This is a genomic window from Bifidobacterium aerophilum, from assembly GCF_010667685.1.
Lineage (GTDB): Bacteria > Actinomycetota > Actinomycetes > Actinomycetales > Bifidobacteriaceae > Bifidobacterium > Bifidobacterium aerophilum.
The window spans coordinates 19,747-36,494 of record NZ_WHZW01000018.1 but is presented as its reverse complement, the minus strand read 5'-3'; the positions used below and the strand labels follow the sequence as shown (position 1 = coordinate 36,494).

14 protein-coding genes and 1 CRISPR repeat array (1 of these 15 running past the window's edge) are annotated in these 16,748 nt (G+C 65.7%); all 14 genes read left to right on the top strand.

The genetic code is table 11. The features are described from left to right. A CRISPR array of direct repeats spans positions 1-1,654; the repeat unit is 33 nt; unit sequence GTCTCCCTCCTCACGGAGGGAGCGGATTGAAAT; it reaches 131 nt to the left of the window's first position. 265 nt (positions 1,655-1,919) lie between these two features. The 14 genes from xerD (at position 1,920) to GFD25_RS08850 (ending at position 16,722) form a co-directional block, all read left to right on the top strand. Continuing rightward, entirely contained in the window at positions 1,920-2,873 is a 954-nt protein-coding gene (xerD, locus tag GFD25_RS08915; protein ID WP_163232021.1) for a site-specific tyrosine recombinase XerD, read from the top strand. A 66-nt stretch (positions 2,874-2,939) separates the two neighbouring features. Next, a complete protein-coding gene (locus tag GFD25_RS08910; RefSeq protein ID WP_163232019.1) occupies positions 2,940-3,779 on the top strand; it encodes a ParA family protein in 840 nt (279 codons plus the stop codon). Between the two features lie 83 nt (positions 3,780-3,862). Further along, positions 3,863-4,777 carry a segregation and condensation protein A gene (locus GFD25_RS08905; protein WP_163232017.1) on the top strand — a complete coding sequence of 305 codons (915 nt, stop codon included), beginning with the start codon at positions 3,863-3,865 and terminating at the stop codon, positions 4,775-4,777. Next, on the top strand, positions 4,774-5,400 hold the full coding sequence (gene scpB, locus GFD25_RS08900) for an SMC-Scp complex subunit ScpB (RefSeq protein ID WP_163232015.1): 627 nt from the start codon (positions 4,774-4,776) through the stop codon (positions 5,398-5,400). Before GFD25_RS08905 ends, scpB begins: the two co-directional genes overlap by 4 nt. Beyond that, complete coding sequence (locus GFD25_RS08895; protein ID WP_163232013.1) at positions 5,400-6,221, top strand: NUDIX hydrolase; 822 nt, start codon at positions 5,400-5,402, stop codon at positions 6,219-6,221. Before scpB ends, GFD25_RS08895 begins: the two co-directional genes overlap by 1 nt. Positions 6,222-6,351: 130 nt before the next feature. Continuing rightward, positions 6,352-6,555 carry a hypothetical protein gene (locus GFD25_RS08890; RefSeq protein ID WP_163232011.1) on the top strand — a complete coding sequence of 68 codons (204 nt, stop codon included), beginning with the start codon at positions 6,352-6,354 and terminating at the stop codon, positions 6,553-6,555. Positions 6,556-6,579: 24 nt separating this feature from the next. Then, on the top strand, positions 6,580-7,467 hold the full coding sequence (locus GFD25_RS08885) for a TrmH family RNA methyltransferase (protein ID WP_163232009.1): 888 nt from the start codon (positions 6,580-6,582) through the stop codon (positions 7,465-7,467). Positions 7,468-7,640: 173 nt separating this feature from the next. Continuing rightward, positions 7,641-8,696 carry a phenylalanine--tRNA ligase subunit alpha gene (gene pheS, locus GFD25_RS08880; protein ID WP_476727076.1) on the top strand — a complete coding sequence of 352 codons (1,056 nt, stop codon included), beginning with the start codon at positions 7,641-7,643 and terminating at the stop codon, positions 8,694-8,696. Positions 8,697-8,704: 8 nt separating this feature from the next. After that, positions 8,705-11,311: a phenylalanine--tRNA ligase subunit beta gene (gene pheT, locus GFD25_RS08875; RefSeq protein WP_204314852.1), complete on the top strand. Its 2,607-nt coding sequence runs from the start codon at positions 8,705-8,707 to the stop codon at positions 11,309-11,311. A 123-nt stretch (positions 11,312-11,434) separates the two neighbouring features. After that, positions 11,435-12,091, top strand: coding sequence for a hypothetical protein (locus GFD25_RS08870; protein ID WP_163232005.1), 657 nt, complete (start codon positions 11,435-11,437; stop codon positions 12,089-12,091). Positions 12,092-12,210: 119 nt separating this feature from the next. Then, complete coding sequence (gene argC, locus GFD25_RS08865; RefSeq protein WP_163232003.1) at positions 12,211-13,305, top strand: N-acetyl-gamma-glutamyl-phosphate reductase; 1,095 nt, start codon at positions 12,211-12,213, stop codon at positions 13,303-13,305. After that, entirely contained in the window at positions 13,302-14,471 is a 1,170-nt protein-coding gene (gene argJ, locus GFD25_RS08860; protein WP_163232001.1) for a bifunctional glutamate N-acetyltransferase/amino-acid acetyltransferase ArgJ, read from the top strand. The genes argC and argJ overlap by 4 nt, the downstream gene beginning before the upstream one ends. Positions 14,472-14,483: 12 nt before the next feature. Beyond that, positions 14,484-15,437 carry an acetylglutamate kinase gene (argB, locus tag GFD25_RS08855; protein WP_163231999.1) on the top strand — a complete coding sequence of 318 codons (954 nt, stop codon included), beginning with the start codon at positions 14,484-14,486 and terminating at the stop codon, positions 15,435-15,437. Further along, on the top strand, positions 15,427-16,722 hold the full coding sequence (locus GFD25_RS08850; protein ID WP_163231997.1) for an acetylornithine transaminase: 1,296 nt from the start codon (positions 15,427-15,429) through the stop codon (positions 16,720-16,722). Before argB ends, GFD25_RS08850 begins: the two co-directional genes overlap by 11 nt. Positions 16,723-16,748 lie beyond the last annotated feature (26 nt).

The following is a 16,748-nucleotide window of genomic DNA, read 5'->3' as shown; positions in this document are numbered from 1 at the left end:
CGCGTCTCCCTCCTCACGGAGGGAGCGGATTGAAATGTGTCTTGTCTGGTGTCGCTCGTGTTGTTGTCGGTCTCCCTCCTCACGGAGGGAGCGGATTGAAATTTCACCCCGCGCTCGTACTCGGATATCGTGACTTGTCTCCCTCCTCACGGAGGGAGCGGATTGAAATGAGTCCGAAAGAAAACAACGCCGACTAAGGCGTGTGTGTCTCCCTCCTCACGGAGGGAGCGGATTGAAATAAAGACGGACGCGTACTTCTGTCATAAGCCGCTAGTCTCCCTCCTCACGGAGGGAGCGGATTGAAATGAGGATCGGCGGCAGCAGTTGCGCGATGGCGTCGTCTCCCTCCTCACGGAGGGAGCGGATTGAAATCTCACGCAAACCGAGCTCGGACGCAAGGCGTGGGCGTCTCCCTCCTCACGGAGGGAGCGGATTGAAATCTCACGCAAACCGAGCTCGGACGCAAGGCGTGGGCGTCTCCCTCCTCACGGAGGGAGCGGATTGAAATGATGGGTTCTATCCATGCGGCGTGGCTAGTACATGTCTCCCTCCTCACGGAGGGAGCGGATTGAAATTTGGTGAACCCGTTGGGCTGCTGCACGCACACGTAGTCTCCCTCCTCACGGAGGGAGCGGATTGAAATTGTTTGAAGGTGCGGGTCGCGCCTTGTTTGGTCGTGTCTCCCTCCTCACGGAGGGAGCGGATTGAAATATAAAAACTTGGTTGGAAACAATGGCGCGGAATGGGTCTCCCTCCTCACGGAGGGAGCGGATTGAAATCAATCGGAACAAATCACACAAACCACTCACAGACAGTCTCCCTCCTCACGGAGGGAGCGGATTGAAATATCGAGGCTGAAATCCTCGACTATTTCGAGAATTGTCTCCCTCCTCACGGAGGGAGCGGATTGAAATCGCGTACACGCCCACGGGGCCCGCGAACGGTTTCAGTCTCCCTCCTCACGGAGGGAGCGGATTGAAATCAAACTTTCAACCACGGGAGATACTACCATGACGGTCTCCCTCCTCACGGAGGGAGCGGATTGAAATCTTAAGTCCCATAGACTCACCTCGCTTTCGTCTGGCGTCTCCCTCCTCACGGAGGGAGCGGATTGAAATCTCGGTCGACAGTTCGGGCTTCTCGCTTACGGTGTCTCCCTCCTCACGGAGGGAGCGGATTGAAATTCATCTCGGAGGCGTGCGATGAAGCCCTCCAAGGTCTCCCTCCTCACGGAGGGAGCGGATTGAAATCTCCCGGAAGCCACGCAACCCACAGCTTACCGGGGAGTCTCCCTCCTCACGGAGGGAGCGGATTGAAATCTCAAGGCGCAAGGCCGTTCTCGCGCCGATGTCGGTCTCCCTCCTCACGGAGGGAGCGGATTGAAATTTCTCCCCTGGCCGGCATTTTCCAGGGCCGTGCAGTCTCCCTCCTCACGGAGGGAGCGGATTGAAATGGCCAACCCGCCGCCATCGGCATCGACACCACCGGTCTCCCTCCTCACGGAGGGAGCGGATTGAAATAGTAGATGGTGGGAATGTCGAGCTGCGGCTGTTGTCTCCCTCCTCACGGAGGGAGCGGATTGAAATCAGAACTTAATAGGGAGGTGCGCAGGGAACGGTTAGTCTCCCTCCTCACGGAGGGAACGGATTGAAATGTGTTGTCTGAAACAAGTCAGATTCAAAACCCCAAGTCTCCCTCCTCACGGAATGAAACGGTATTACATCGCTAGCGATGTAATATCGCTATGGTTTTCCTCTTCACGGAGGGAGCGGATTGAAACAGAAACAGGTTTCTGCGGTTCCTACGCGATTGTCGGTCTCCCTCCTCGCGGGGAGGAACGGATTGGAATGATACGGACGTTCTAGAGCAGGGGCATAACCTTCTTCCTCTCGGGAATGGTTCTGGAATAGGGGTGCATCATGACTTATACAGCCAACGCACTTGCGCGTCTGCTGGAGCGGTTCGTCGCGCATATCGCCGTGGAGCGGGGGCTGGCGAAGGCGACGGTCACGGCCTACGAATCCGACCTGCGCGCGTACCTGGACTGGCTCGCGGGCCGAGGCATCGTCGAACCCGCGGCCATCGGCAGACAGGACGTCGAGGACTACGTCGCCGCGCTCGACGAGGCCGGTGAAAGCGCGCGCAGCAAGGCCCGGCGTCTGGCCAGCATCCATATGTTCCACCGTTTCGCTTTGGCCGAACGTGTCGTGTCCGACGACGTCGCGGCTCCCGTCAAAGCTCCCAAAGGCGCGAGCGACTTGCCGGACGTGCTCACCGTGGACGAGGTGAGTGCGCTGCTCGATGCCGTCCCCGTTCCCGACGGCCCGTTTGCCGCCACTTCCGAAGGCGCAGTCGCCTGCCGCGACAAGGCCCTGCTCGAATTCATGTACGCCACCGGGGCCCGCGTCTCCGAAGCGGTGGGCGTGAACCTTGAGGATCTTGACCTCGATGACGCCCATGTGGCTCGGCTCACCGGCAAGGGGTCCAAGCAGCGGCTCGTGCCAGTCGGGCAATACGCGCGCGAGGCGCTGCATCGGTATTTGTCCCTCGCCCGTCCGACGCTCGAAGCCAAGGCGAAATCGGCGCCCGAGCGCCGTGCCGTCTTTCTCAACAAGCGAGGCCGGCGACTGTCGCGCCAATCAGCATGGGAGATCATCAGACTTGCCGGCGAACGCGCGCATCTCGGCAAGCCGCTGCACCCGCATACGCTGCGCCACTCCTTCGCCACGCATCTGATCCAAGGCGGCGCGGACGTGCGCGCCGTGCAGGAACTGCTCGGCCACGCGTCCGTCACCACCACGCAGATCTACACGCACGTTAGTCCGGAAACGCTCATCGAAACGTATCTGACCGCGCATCCTCGCGCCCGATGATCTATATGCGGCAACGGCGCGGCACCCCGGGCGCCGGCGTGGACTGATGTTATGATGAGAGACACTATGCCTACCGATCTGCTTGGACGTGAATATGATACGTTTCCCGCGCCGCAGCCGTTGCAACAGCACGGCCCGGCGAGGGTCATCGCCATGTGCAACCAAAAAGGCGGCGTCGGCAAGACCACCAGCTCCATCAACATCGCCGGCGCGTTGAGCCAGTACGGCCGCCGCGTGCTCATCGTCGACTTCGATCCGCAAGGCGCCGCGAGCGTGGGCCTCGGCATCAACGCGAACAACATCGACAACACGATCTACACGGCCCTGTTCAACCCGCGCATGGACGTGCACGAGGTCATCCAGCACACCGAATTCGAGAACCTCGACATCATTCCGGCGAACATCGACCTGTCCGCGGCCGAGGTGCAGCTCGTCACCGAGGTCGGACGCGAGCAGATCCTCGCCAGCGTGCTGCGTCCGATCAAGAATGAGTACGACGTCATCATCGTCGACTGTCAGCCGTCGCTGGGCCTGCTCACCGTGAACGCGCTGACCGCCGCGGACGGCGTGATCATCCCCGTCGCCGCCGAGTTCTTCGCGCTGCGCGGCGTCGCCCTGCTCATGCAGTCCATCGAAAAGGTCCAGTCGCGCATCAACCCGGGCCTTGAGGTGTACGGCGTGCTCGTCACCATGTACACGCGCACGCTGCACTGCGAGGAGGTGCTGCAGCGCATCTACGAGGCGTTCCAGGACAAGGTGTTCCATACGGTCATCTCCCGGTCGATCAAACTGCCCGATTCGACGGTCGCGGCCGCCCCGATCACCATCTACGCGCCGAACCACAAGACCAGCAAGGAATACCGCGAGGTCGCCCGCGAGCTGGTCGCGCGCGGCGTGATCGCCTGATCCTCGTCGCCGCGAACGGCCGTGTCGCCCGGTTTCCGGGCAGTCCGCGGTGCCCGGCGAACCCATCATTTGACGGAACATCCATGGCTTTTTCCACACCATCCCCCGAACCGCTCGACCGGCTGAGCCAGGACGAGCGCCTTGACGGCGAACTCGACGCCGGGTTCCATGTGAACCTCGACGTGTATGCCGGCCCGTTCGACGTGCTGCTCGGCATGATCGCCAACAACCGGCTCGAACTGACCGAAGTGTCGCTGTCCGCGATCACCGAGGAATTCCTCGCCTACGTGCGCGGCATGGACGTCGCGCACAACATGGACGCGGCCAGCGCGTTCCTCGACGTCGCCTCCGTGCTCGTCGAGGCGAAAAGCGCCGCGCTGCTGCCTTCGGACGAGGAAGGCCCCCGCGACGAGCAAAGCCTCGAAGCGTTGCGCGAACGGGATCTCCTGTTCGCCCGACTGCTGCAATACCGCGCGTTCAAATCGGCGGCCTCCGATTTCCGCATCCGCATCGCCGCGAACGCCGGCCGCTTCCCGCATCCGGCCGTGGTGGACGATGCGGTGGCCGCGTTGCTGCCCGAACTGGTCTGGACGATCGACCCGGACGATCTCGCCGGCATCGCCGCGCATGCGTTCGCGAACGCGCCCGCCGACGAGGTCGCCACACAGCAGCTGCATGTGCCGTTGGTCGACCTGCGCGCGCAGGCCGAACTGGTACGCGAGCGGCTCGAAGCCTTGGGCGTCGGGGACGCGATGACTTTCGCCGACCTGACCGGCGACGCGGATTCGCGAGTCGAGATCGTCGCGCGGTTCCTTGCCGTGCTCGCGTTCTTCAAACAGGGCGTGCTGCAGTTCAAGCAGGACGGGCCATACGAGCCGCTGCACCTGCGGTGGGTTCCGGACGCCGGCGGCGAGACAGCGGAATCGGGGGAGCGGGATCGCCGGGAGCCGCATAGACATTACGGAAACACGGATATCAGCGAGAAGGATTTCGCATGAGCGAGGAACGGATGAGCGAAAACACGGCCACTGTCACCGGCGAATCGCAGGATGGTCTGCCCGGCAACCTGCGCGCCTGCCTCGAAGCGATCCTCATGGCGGCCGACCAGCCGCAGCTGCCGGACGATCTCGCGCGCGTGCTCGGCGTCGACGAGCCCAAGGTCGAAGCCACGCTGGAACTCATGCGCGAAGACTATGACAGCGAACGTCGCGGATTCGAACTGCGTCATACCGTCCGCGGATGGCAGTACGCGAGCCGTGCGGAATTCCAGTCGGTCGTCTCCGCGTTCGTCACCGACGGGCAGACCGCGCGCCTGTCGCAGGCCGCGCTGGAGGCGCTGGCGATCATCGCCTACCGGCAGCCGGTCACGCGCGCGCAGGTCGCGGCGATCCGCGGCGTGAATTCGGACGGCGTGATCCGCTCGCTCGCCGTGCGCGGCCTGATACGTCAGGACGGCGTCGACCCGGAATCGCGGGCGGCGCTGCTCGTCACCTCGGCGCTGTTCCTCGATTACATGGGATTGGACGCGCTCGACCAGCTGCCGTCGCTCGCGCCGTTCCTGCCCGGTTCGGCCGGCGATGTGGCCGACGGCATGTCCGGCGCCGACGCGGAGGCGCTGTGATGGGATACGGCAACGTGTCCGAACGGCGGTTGCAGCCGCCGCAGGTCGGCGTGTCCGTCGTGATCCTGGCGCTCGGCCCCGCGTCGGACGCGGTCGCCGGCGCCGATCCATCGTCCGAAAGCGCCGACACGTCGTCCGAAAGCCGCGAACGCACGCTGTGGCTGCCGCTGGTGCGTCGCGTCCGCCAGCCGCATCTGGGACGCTGGGCATTGCCGGGCGGCGGCCTGCGCGCCGACCTCAGCCTGGAACGATCCGCGTATCTGGCGCTCGAATCGACCACCGACCTGCATCCCAGCTATCTCGAACAGCTGCACACGTTCGGCGGTCCCGACCGTTCGCGCGGAGGTCTGCCGATGGTGTCGATCGTCTACTGGGCGCTCGTCGGACAGGCCGAAACGCATGATTTCGCCGAGGCCGACAACGTGCGCTGGTTCCGGGCGAACGCGCTGCCGGACATGGCGTTCGACCATCGCGAGATCATCGAACACGCATTGGGACGTCTGCGCGAACGCATCGAATACCCCGACCTGCTCACGCGCCTGGTCGGGCCCGAATTCACGTTGCGCCAGTTGCACGGCGTGGCCGAGGCAGTGACCGGCGAGACTATCGATCTGGCGAACTTCCGCAGGCGCATGCTTGCCAGCGGCCGGCTTGAGGAGACCGGCGAGAAGATCCGCGAGGGACGCCAGCGGCCGGCCGCCGTCTACCGGTACGTGCCGGCGGCGGGGACCGGACTGGTGCGATCGCTGCCGGCTCCGGTGACATCTGACGATGGCGGTACCGGCGGCGACGATCCGCTCGGCCCTCTGGTCACGGCCTGAATGCCCGTCACGTCGGCTCTGCGCGGAACGCCGGATGCCGGACTCGCGACACGTTGCGTCAGTTGCGCAAAAGACGCAGGGGGGGGGAGAATGAATGACGATGATGTCCGTTTCCGGCGAAGGAGCCACGATGACGACATGCGGCCAGTGCGGTCGGCAGATGCCCGACGACGAGAAGACCTGCGCGCGGTGCGGCGCGACACGTACGGAACCGGTGACGATGGTCAACGGCGGACTGCTCGCCTCGCTGGCGAACGGATTCACGATGGCACCGCTGGTGACGATGGGCGTCGACAAGGGTTCCGGCCTCGACCTTGACGGGGCGGTTTCATAGCGGGCATGCGCTATGGTGGCGGATATGCCGATTTCCGCTGAAGTAATGGCCAACGTCAAGGCCGAACGCATCCGCCGCATCGCCGATCTGACCAACCGCAAAACCCGCGAACGCGCCGGACGATTCCTTATCGAAGGTCCGCAGTCCGTGCGCGAAGCCGTGCTGTGGCATCCGGACGTGGTGCAGGACCTCTACGTCGAGGTGAGCGGCGACCAACCCGATTCCCCGTTCGCCAATCCGACAATCGCCAAGATCGCCGGCAAGGCGCTGCAGTTCGGCGTCTACGTGCACAAGGCGACCCGCGCGGTCATGGACAGGATCAGCTCCGATGCGCAGGGCATCGCCGCGGTGGGAGACCTGCACGCCATGCGCGAGGCGCTGCGATACGACGACACCAGGCATGACGGGGACGGCGAACCGTTCGCCGCCGCGTTCTGGCAGGTGCGCGACCCGGGCAATGCGGGCACGGTGATCCGCGCGGCCGACGCGGCCGGATGCGACGCGGTAGTGCTCGTCGACGAATGCGTGGACCCGTTCAATCCCAAGGTCATCCGCTCCACCGCCGGGTCACTGTTTCACCTGCCCGTCATCGCGATGACGACCGACGCGTTCCTCGACTGGTCGCACAAGCAGGACATGACGGTGATCGCGGCCGACGTATACGGTACGGACAGCCGCAGTCCCGAATCCCTGACGGACGTGCTCGCCGAGCGTCGCGACGCGAAGGCCGCCGGCGCAAGCCCGGTCGGCGAGGCGATCCTGTTCGGCAACGAGGCGCGCGGCCTGCCCGCGGCCATCCTCGAACAGACGGACCGCATCGTGTCCATCCCCCTGTACGGCAAGGCCGAATCGCTCAACCTCGGCACGTCCGCCGCCGTGATGCTCATGAGCCTGGCCATGGCCGGGCGGTAGCCGACGCCGTCCCCGAGCCGGCTAAGGTCGCCCGGAGGGAATGGACGGTACGTGGGATGCCGGTTGGCGGGCTCCTATGTCGAGTCGTATGGGGACAATGTGAGATTGGTTTAATGCTTGAAACGCATGGCTTTGCGCCATGCTCAAGGTTGCAAGTCAAGGAAAGGGTGCTCGTGGCTCAAGTGCAGTTCGATGCCCAGGCGGTGACCGATGCGGTCACCCGTGGCATCGCCAACATCGAGAACGCCTCCAGCTCGGAGGAATTGAAAGCCGTCAAAAGCGAGGTCATTACGGCGCTGACCCAGGCCAGCAAGGCCATCGGATCGCTGCCGGTCGACCAGAAGAAGGACGCCGGCAAGCTCATGGGCAAGCTGCGCGCCGACTTCGGCCGCGCGTTCGGCGCCAAGGAGGCCCAGGTCAAGGCCGACGAGGAATCCAAGGCGCTTGCCGCCGAGACCGTCGACATGACGCTGCCGGTCGAGCGCAAGCCGCTCGGCGCCCGCCACCCGATCTCCCGCGTGATCGAGGACATCGAGGACTTCTTCACCTCGATGGGCTGGCAGATCTCCGCCGGTCCCGAAGTGGAGACCGAATGGTACAACTTCGACGCCCTGAACTTCGGCCCGGATCATCCGGCCCGCCAGATGCAGGACACGTTCTACGTCAAGGGCAATCAGGCCAAGGACGCCGCCGGCTTCGTCGGCAGCAACATGGTCGTGCGCACGCAGACCTCGTCCGACCAGGTGCGCGCCCTCATCACCCGCGGCGTGCCGCTGTACATCGCCTCCCCGGGCCGCGTGTTCCGCACCGACGAGCTTGACGCCACCCACACGCCGGTGTTCCACCAGTGCGAGGCGCTCGCCGTCGACAAGCACCTGACCATGGCCGACCTCAAGGGCGTGCTCGACAAGCTCGCCGTCGCCATGTTCGGCCCCGAAGCCAAGACCCGCCTGCGCCCGAGCTACTTCCCGTTCACCGAGCCGAGCGCCGAGCTCGACCTGTGGTTCCCCGACAAGAAGGGCGGCCCGGGCTGGCTCGAATGGGGCGGTTGCGGCATGGTCAACCCGAACGTGCTCAAGTCCGCCGGCATCGACCCGGACGTGTACACCGGCTTCGCGTTCGGCGTCGGCGTGGAGCGCACGCTGCTGCTGCGCCACGACATCAACGACATGCACGACCTCGTCGAGGGCGACGTGCGATTCAGCGAACAGTTTGTGATGGGGGAGTGAGATAGCCCATGCCCATGATCGATATCGATTGGCTCAAGGACCACGTCGAGGTTCCCGAAGGCCTTACCTACGAGCAGCTCGCCAAGGACCTCGTCAAGGTCGGCCTTGAGGAGGAGGAGATCCACGCCTCCCAGGTCACCGGCCCGATCGTCGTCGGCTACGTCGTCGACGCGACCCCGGAACCGCAGAAGAACGGCAAGGTCATCAACTGGTGCCATGTCGACTGCGGCGACGAATGGAACGAGACCGACGAGAACGGCAACAAGGTGCCGCGCGGCATCATCTGCGGCGCGCCGAACATGGCCGCCGGCGAGAAGGTCGTCGTGACCCTGCCGGGAGCCGTGCTGCCCGGCGACTTCAAGATCGAACCGCGCAAGACCTACGGCCACATCTCCAACGGCATGTGCGCCTCCGAGCGTGAGCTCGGACTCGGCGACAACCACGACGGCATCATCCTGCTGCGCAACTACGGCTTCACCCCGGCCGAATACGAGGCCTTGAAGCCCGGCGACGACGCGATGCACCTGCTGCACCTCGACCAGCCGCTGCTCGAGATCAACATCACGCCGGATCGCGGCTACGCGTTCTCCTACCGTGGTGTCGCGCGCGAATACCATCATTCGACCGGCGCGGCCTACGTCGATCCCGCGGTCGAGCTGAACGAGAAGGCCCCGGCCGTCACCGGCGACCCGAACATCACCCCGGACATCGAAGTGCAGATCGAGGACGACAACCCGATCCACGGCGTTCCCGGCTGCGACCGCTACTATGCCCGCGCCGTGCGCGGCTTCAACCCGTCCGCGCACACGCCGAACTGGATGCGCCGCCGTCTCGTGCGCGCCGGCATGCGTTCGATCTCGCTCGCCGTGGACGTCACCAACTACGTGATGCTCGACCTCGGCCAGCCGATGCACGCCTACGATCTCGACAAGATCGAAGGCCCGATCGTCGTGCGTCGCGCTCATGAAGGCGAGAAGCTCACCACGCTCGACGGCAAGAACCACGACCTGAGCCCCGAGGACCTGCTCATCACCGATTCGCCGAACGGCGAACGCGGTTCGCGCATCCTCGGCCTGGCCGGCGTAATGGGCGGCCTGTACGGCGAGGTCACCGCGGATACCAAGAACATCCTGCTCGAAGCCGCGCACTTCGACCAGGTGACGATCGCCCGTTCGGCCCGTCGCCACAAGATCCCGTCCGAGGCGTCCCGTCGTTTCGAACGCGGCGTCGATACGCAGCTGCAGCCGGCCGCCGCGCAGATGGCCGCCGACCTGCTGTCGCGCTACGGCGACGGCGAGCCGAGCGAACACCCGGCCGACGTCAACAATGTCGTGTTCCGTCGTCCGATCCACTTCAAGGCCTCCGAGGTCGCCCGCGTGGCCGGCCTGAACCTCGACGTGAACCGCATCAGCGACATCCTCACCGACATCGGCTGCCGTGTGGCCGGCGGCGGCAACGGCGAGTTCTCCGTGACCGCGCCGAGCTGGCGCCCGGACCTCAACGAGCCGTGCGACCTGGTCGAGGAAGTGGCCCGACTCGTCGGCTACGACGAGATCCCGGTCACCGTGCCGCCGGCGCCGGTCGAAGGCACCGTCGGACTGACCTCCGAGCAGCGTCACCGTCGCGAGGTCGCCAACGAGCTGGCCGAATACGGCATGGTCGAGGCGCTGAGCTACCCGTTCGTCGGCGACGAGGAATACAAGGAGTTCTCGTACGATCCCGAGGCCATCAAGCCCGTGAGCGTCGAGGTCGCCAACCCCCTGGCCGGCAACCGTCCGTACCTGCGCCGCGACATCCTGCCCACCCTCGCCGGCACCGTGCAGCTCAACCTGCGCCGCGGCCTTGAGAACGTCAGCTTGTACGAGATCGGCCACGTCTATCTGTGGGATCCGAACGCGCCCGCCATCCCGGCTTTGCCGGGCGGCGTCAAGCCGACCGACGAGCAGCTCGCCGCGCTCGACGCCGGCCTGCCCGTCCAGCCGATGCACGTCGCCGGCATCCTGACCGGTCTGGCCGAGAACTCCGGCTGGCTCGGCGGCAAGCGCGCCGTCGACTGGAGCGACGCCGTCGAAGCGGTGCGCCGCATCGCCGACCGTCTGGGCGCCGACCTGACCTTCGACCAGCCGGCCGCCGTCGACGTGCCCGCGCAGTGGCACCCGGGCCGCGCCGCCCGCGTGATGGCGGGAGACGCGTTCGTCGGCATGGTCGGCGAACTGCACCCGCACGTCAACGAGGCGCTCGGCTTCCCGGCGCACTCCGCGGCGTTCGAGCTCGACCTTGACGCGCTGTTCGGCACGCTCGACGGCAAGCCGGTGCAGGCCAAGCCGATCTCCACGTTCCCGCCGGTCAAGCAGGATCTGGCCTTCACCGTGCCGACCACGGTGAGCGCCGACCGTCTTGAGGCCGTGATCCGCGAGGCCGCTGGCGACGCGCTGGAATCGATCGAACTGTTCGACGTGTTCACCGGCGACCAGATCGGCGAGGGGCTCAAGTCGCTCGCGTTCGCCGTCGTGTTCCGTGCGCCCGACAGGACGCTGACGGCCGAGGATAGCGAGGCGATCCGTAAGGCGATCGTCGACAAGGCCGGCGAACTCGGCGCCCAGCTGCGCGCCTGATCCACGATGATATGGGGCTTTGCCGTGAACGCGGCAAGGCCCCATAATCGTATGTGTCCATATTCGTGCGTCCGCGTGCGCCTGCATGCGGACCATATTCGATCTTCACAGGAAAGCGGGATCATGACCGATACCCAGAACGACGACGGCGCCCGGTCCGGCGCGCCGCAGTACGGGCAGTACCACCAGCCGGAATACGGTGCGATGGCCAACCAGTATCCGGCGGGGTATGATCCGTACGTCTACGGCAAGCCCGAGGCGAAACCGGTCGACGGTGCACAGGCGCAGGCCGGACAGCCGGTTGCGCAACAGATGCCGCCGGCCATGCAACAGCCGGTTCAGCATGGTTCGAATCTGTGGGGAACCCCGAACGGGAACCCGTACGGCGTGCCGTATGGCACTCCGATGCAGCAGCCGCCCGCATATCCGCATACGCCGCAGTACGTCAACGGCATCGACGTCAACGATCCGAACCAGAACCCGCTGTACGGACGCTGGGACCCGCTGTCGATCGTCTCGCTGATCTGCGCGCTGCTGTTCCCCGTTCCCGTCCTGCCCGCCATCATGGGCGGGGTGTCGATGCGACGCACCCGGCTCTACCACATGAAGGGATTCTGGCTGGGATTCATTGCCGTGTTCGTCAACGTGTTCTACACGATCATGGTCGTATGGCTGGCGATCAACGGCATGAGCATGCTCGACTACTACCAGGAGATGCTGAACATGCTGAACGGCGGATCCGGCGACGGCAGCGGCGGAGGCACCACGGTATCGGCCTGATCCGTGCCGTTCCCCGCCGTGTCGTCATGTGAACGTTCGACACTGCATAGTTATGCAATGTACTGCATAAAGTGTATAGTGGCCTGAAGTTGTCGAACGTCAAGGAAAAGAGCAACGACATGGCGAAATATACCGTGGCCGTGGCGGGTGCGACCGGATACGCCGGCGGTGAGGCGCTGCGCATCCTCGCCGCGCACCCCGATTTCGAAGTGACCTGCGTGGCCGGGCATTCGTCGGTGGGGGACAAGCTCGGCAAACATATGCCGCATATTCCCCAACTGGCCGATCTGACGGTGGAGGACACCACCGCCGACGTGCTGAACGGTCATGACGTGATCATCCTCGCATTGCCGCATGGCGCCTCCGGCGCGTTGGCCGCCCAGCTCGACCCCGACGCGGTGGTCGTCGATCTGGGAGCGGATCACCGTCTCGAGGAGAAGTCCGCATGGGACGACTACTACGGCGGCGATTTCTACGAGCATTGGACGTATGGCATGCCCGAGCTGATCCTCGGCAAGGACGACTCCGGTGCGTATCGCCGCCAGCGCGAGCGCCTCGCCGGGGTCAAGCGCATCGCCGGCCCGGGCTGCAACGTGACCGCCACGACGCTGGCCATGCAGCCGGGCGTCGCCGAAGGACTCGTGGAACCCAAGGGGCTGGTCGCCGATCTGGCGGTCGGCTATTCGGGCGCAGGAAAGAACCTCAAGCGTACCAACCTGCTCGCCGCCGAAGCGTTCGGATCGGCCGTTCCCTACGGTGTGGGCGGCACGCACCGCCATATTCCCGAAATCCTGCAGAACCTCGCTCATGCGGCCGGACAGGACGCCTCGGCGGCGTCCGGTTTCGCGCTCGGCTTCACGCCGATCCTCGTGCCCATGTCGCGCGGCATCCTCGCCGTCGTCTCCGCGCCGATGAGTGCCAAGGCGGCCTCGATGAGCGACGACGCCATCCGTGCGGCATGGCTGAACGCATACGAAGGCCAGGATTTCATCAACGTACTGCCGCAGGGCGTCCTGCCCGCCACGGCCAACATCATCGGATCGAACGCGGCCCACGTGCAGGTCGTCACCGACCGCAAGGCCGGGCGGATCATCGCCTTCGCCGCCATCGACAACCTCAACCGCGGCACCGCCGGACAGGCGGTCCAGTCGCTGAACATCGCACTCGGCCTGCCGGAAGACGCGGGCCTTACCAAGATCGGAGTCGCACCGTGAGCGTCACATTCGCACAGGGTTTCTCCGCGGCCGGCGTGGTCGCGGGCATTTCGTCCGTCGAAGGCAAGAAGGATCTCGCCCTCGTCGTCAACAACGGTCCGCTGGATGCCGCGGCCGGCGTGTTCACGTCCAACCGCTTCTGCGCGGCGCCGGTGCAGTGGTCCCGCAAGGTCGTCGCCGACGGTCACGTCAAGGCCGTGATCCTCAACTCGGGCGGCGCGAACGCGTGCACCGGCGAAGCCGGATACGCGCAGTCCCAGGCCACCGCCGAAACCGTGGCGGCGCTGCTCGGAACCGATGCGGGCGACATCGCCGTGTGCTCCACGGGACTGATCGGCGAGCTGCTGCCGCTCGACAACGTGCTCGCGGGAGCCAAGACCGCCCATGAGGCGCTGGCCTCCACTCCGCAGGCCGGAGCCGACGCATCCCACGCCATCATGACCACCGACACCAAGCCGAAGACCGTCGAACTCGAAGGCAACGGCTACCGCATCGGCGGCATGGTCAAGGGCTCGGGCATGATCGCGCCCCAGCTGGCCACCATGCTGTGCGTCATCACCACCGACGCCGTCGTCTCCGCCGGCCAGCTGCAGGCCGCGCTCGCCTCCGGCGTCGACACGTCGTTCAACCGCATCGACGTCGACGGATGCATGTCCACCAACGACACGGTGCTGCTGCTCGCCTCCGGCGCCTCCGGCGTCGAACCGGATCCGGACGAGTTCAACGATCTCGTCGCGGCCGCATGCTCGTCGCTCGCCCGCCAGATCATCGGCGACGGCGAAGGCGCCAGCCACGACATCCGCATCAGCGTCACCGGCGCCACCACCGAGGAGGCCGCGCTCGCATGCGGCCGCGCCGTGGCCGCGTCGAACCTGCTCAAATGCGCGATCAGCGGCAACGACCCGAACTGGGGACGCATCGTCTCCTCGCTCGGCACCGTGCCGCCGGACGTCGCCCCCTACGACTCGAACAAAGTGACCGTCGACGTCAACGGCGTGCGCATCTGCGAGAACGGCGGGGCCGGACGAGACCGGTCCGAGGTCGACATGACCCCGCGCGAGGTCCACATCGACATCGACCTCAACGCCGGCGACGCCGAGGCCACGGTCTGGACCGACGACCTGACCCACGAATACGTTCACATCAACGCGGACTACGAAAGCTGACGGACAATACCAATGGCTGATATCAAAGGACCAGGATTCCATTTCGACGTGCACACCGATCTGCGCGCCGACCAGAAGGCCGAAGTGCTCATCGAGGCGCTGCCGTGGCTCGAGGAGTTCGCTGGTCAGCGCATCGTCGTCAAATACGGCGGCAACGCGATGATCGACGACCACCTCAAGCAGTGCTTCGCCGAAGACATGGTGTTCCTGCGTCAGGTGGGCCTGCATCCGGTCGTCGTGCACGGCGGCGGCCCGCAGATCTCGCAGATGCTCAAGGCGCTCGGCATCAAATCCGAATTCAAGGGCGGCCTGCGCGTCACCACGCCCGAAGCGATGGACGTGGTGCGCATGGTCCTGACCGGCAAGGTGTCGCGCGAGCTTGTCGGACTCATCAACGCGCACGGCCCGCTCGCCGTCGGCCTGTCCGGCGAGGACGGCGGGTTGTTCTCCGCCATGCAGCGCAAGCCGGTCATCGACGGCAAGCCCACCGACGTCGGCCTGGTCGGCGATGTGGTGAGCGTCGACGCGTCGGCCGTCGAGGATCTCATCGCGGCCGGGCGCATTCCGGTCGTCTCGTCGGTCGCGCCGAACGAGGACGATGCGACCGAGGTACTCAACGTCAACGCCGATTCCGCGGCCGCCGCGCTCGCCGCGGCGCTGGGCGCCCGCAAGCTCGTGGTGCTGACCGACGTCGACGGCCTGTACGCCGACTGGCCGGACCGCAACTCGCTGATCGGCCGCATCGGCGTCGAGAACCTGCGTGACATGCTGCCCGACCTCGAATCGGGCATGCGGCCGAAGATGGAGGCCTGCGTGCGCGCCATCGACGGCGGTGTGCCGCAGGCGCACATCATCGACGGGCGCAAGCCCCATTCCATCCTGAACGAGATTTTCACCAGTGCCGGCATCGGTACCATGGTCGTGCCCGAAGACGGCGTCGAAATGAGGAGCTCATATGGCTACTGAACAGACCGAAACGCTGGGGTCCGAGGACTCCAAATGGCTGGGGGAGTACTCCCAGGTGCACATGAACGTGTTCGGCACGCCGCTGCGCGTGCTCGACCATGGTCAGGGCGCGCACGTGTGGGACGTCGACGGCAACGAATACCTCGACTTCCTCGCCGGCATCGCCGTCAACTCGATCGGCTACGCGCACCCCAAGTGGGTGAAGGCCGTGAGCGAACAGGCCGCCAAGGTCGCGCACACCAGCAACTACTTCGCCACCGAACCGCAGATCAGGCTCGCCGCCAAGCTCGTCAAGCTGGCCGGCGCGCCCGAAGGCTCCCACGTCTACTTCGGCAATTCGGGCGCCGAAGGCAACGAGGCGGCCATCAAACTCGCCAAGCTGTACGGCCGTACCCTGCCGGGCGCCACGCCGTCCATCGGCGGCAAGCCCGCACGCATCATCGCGCTCACCCACGGCTTCCACGGCCGCACGCTCGGCGCGCTGTCCGCCACCTGGAAGCCGGCCATCCGCACCCCGTTCGAACCGCTCGTGCCGAACATCGAATTCGTCGAGGCCGGCGACCCGCTCGCCCTGTACGAGGCGTTCGCCCAGACCGGTCAGGGCCGGTATGGCAAGGGCCCGGTCGCCGCGGTCATCATGGAACTGATCCAAGGCGAGGCCGGCGTGCGTCCGCTCGGCGCCGACTATGTGAAGAAAGCCCGCCAGATGTGCGACGCGCACGGCGCGCTGCTCATCATCGACGAGGTGCAGTGCGGCATGGGCCGCACCGGCGAGTGGTTCTCGTTCCAGCGCGAGGACCTGTCCGGCGGCGTCACACCCGACATCATCACTTTCGCCAAGGGTGTGGCCGGTGGCTTCCCGATGGGCGGCATGATCGCCTTCGGCCAGAAGCTGTCCAACCTGTTCACTCCCGGTTCGCATGGCTCCACGTTCGCCGGCAACCCGCTCGGCGCGGCTGCGGCGCTCGCCACGATCGACGTGATCGAAAGCGAGAATCTCGTCGCCAACGCCGAGGAGCGCGGCAAGCAGCTGCGCGACGGCATCCGCCAGTGCGGCAATCCGCTGTTCGAATCCGTGCGCGGCCGCGGTCTGCTCGACGCCATCCAGCTGTCGCACCCGTGCGCGCACGCCGCCATGAACTGGGCGCTCGAACACGGCCTGATCGTCAACGCAGTCGCCCCGGACGCGCTGCGTCTCGCTCCGCCGCTCAACATCACCGAACAGGACGTTGATGAGGCGGTCTCCATCCTCGCGCGCATTCCCGAGGAACTGCCCAACGACTGAACCATCCGGGCGGCGCGTCCTCGCGC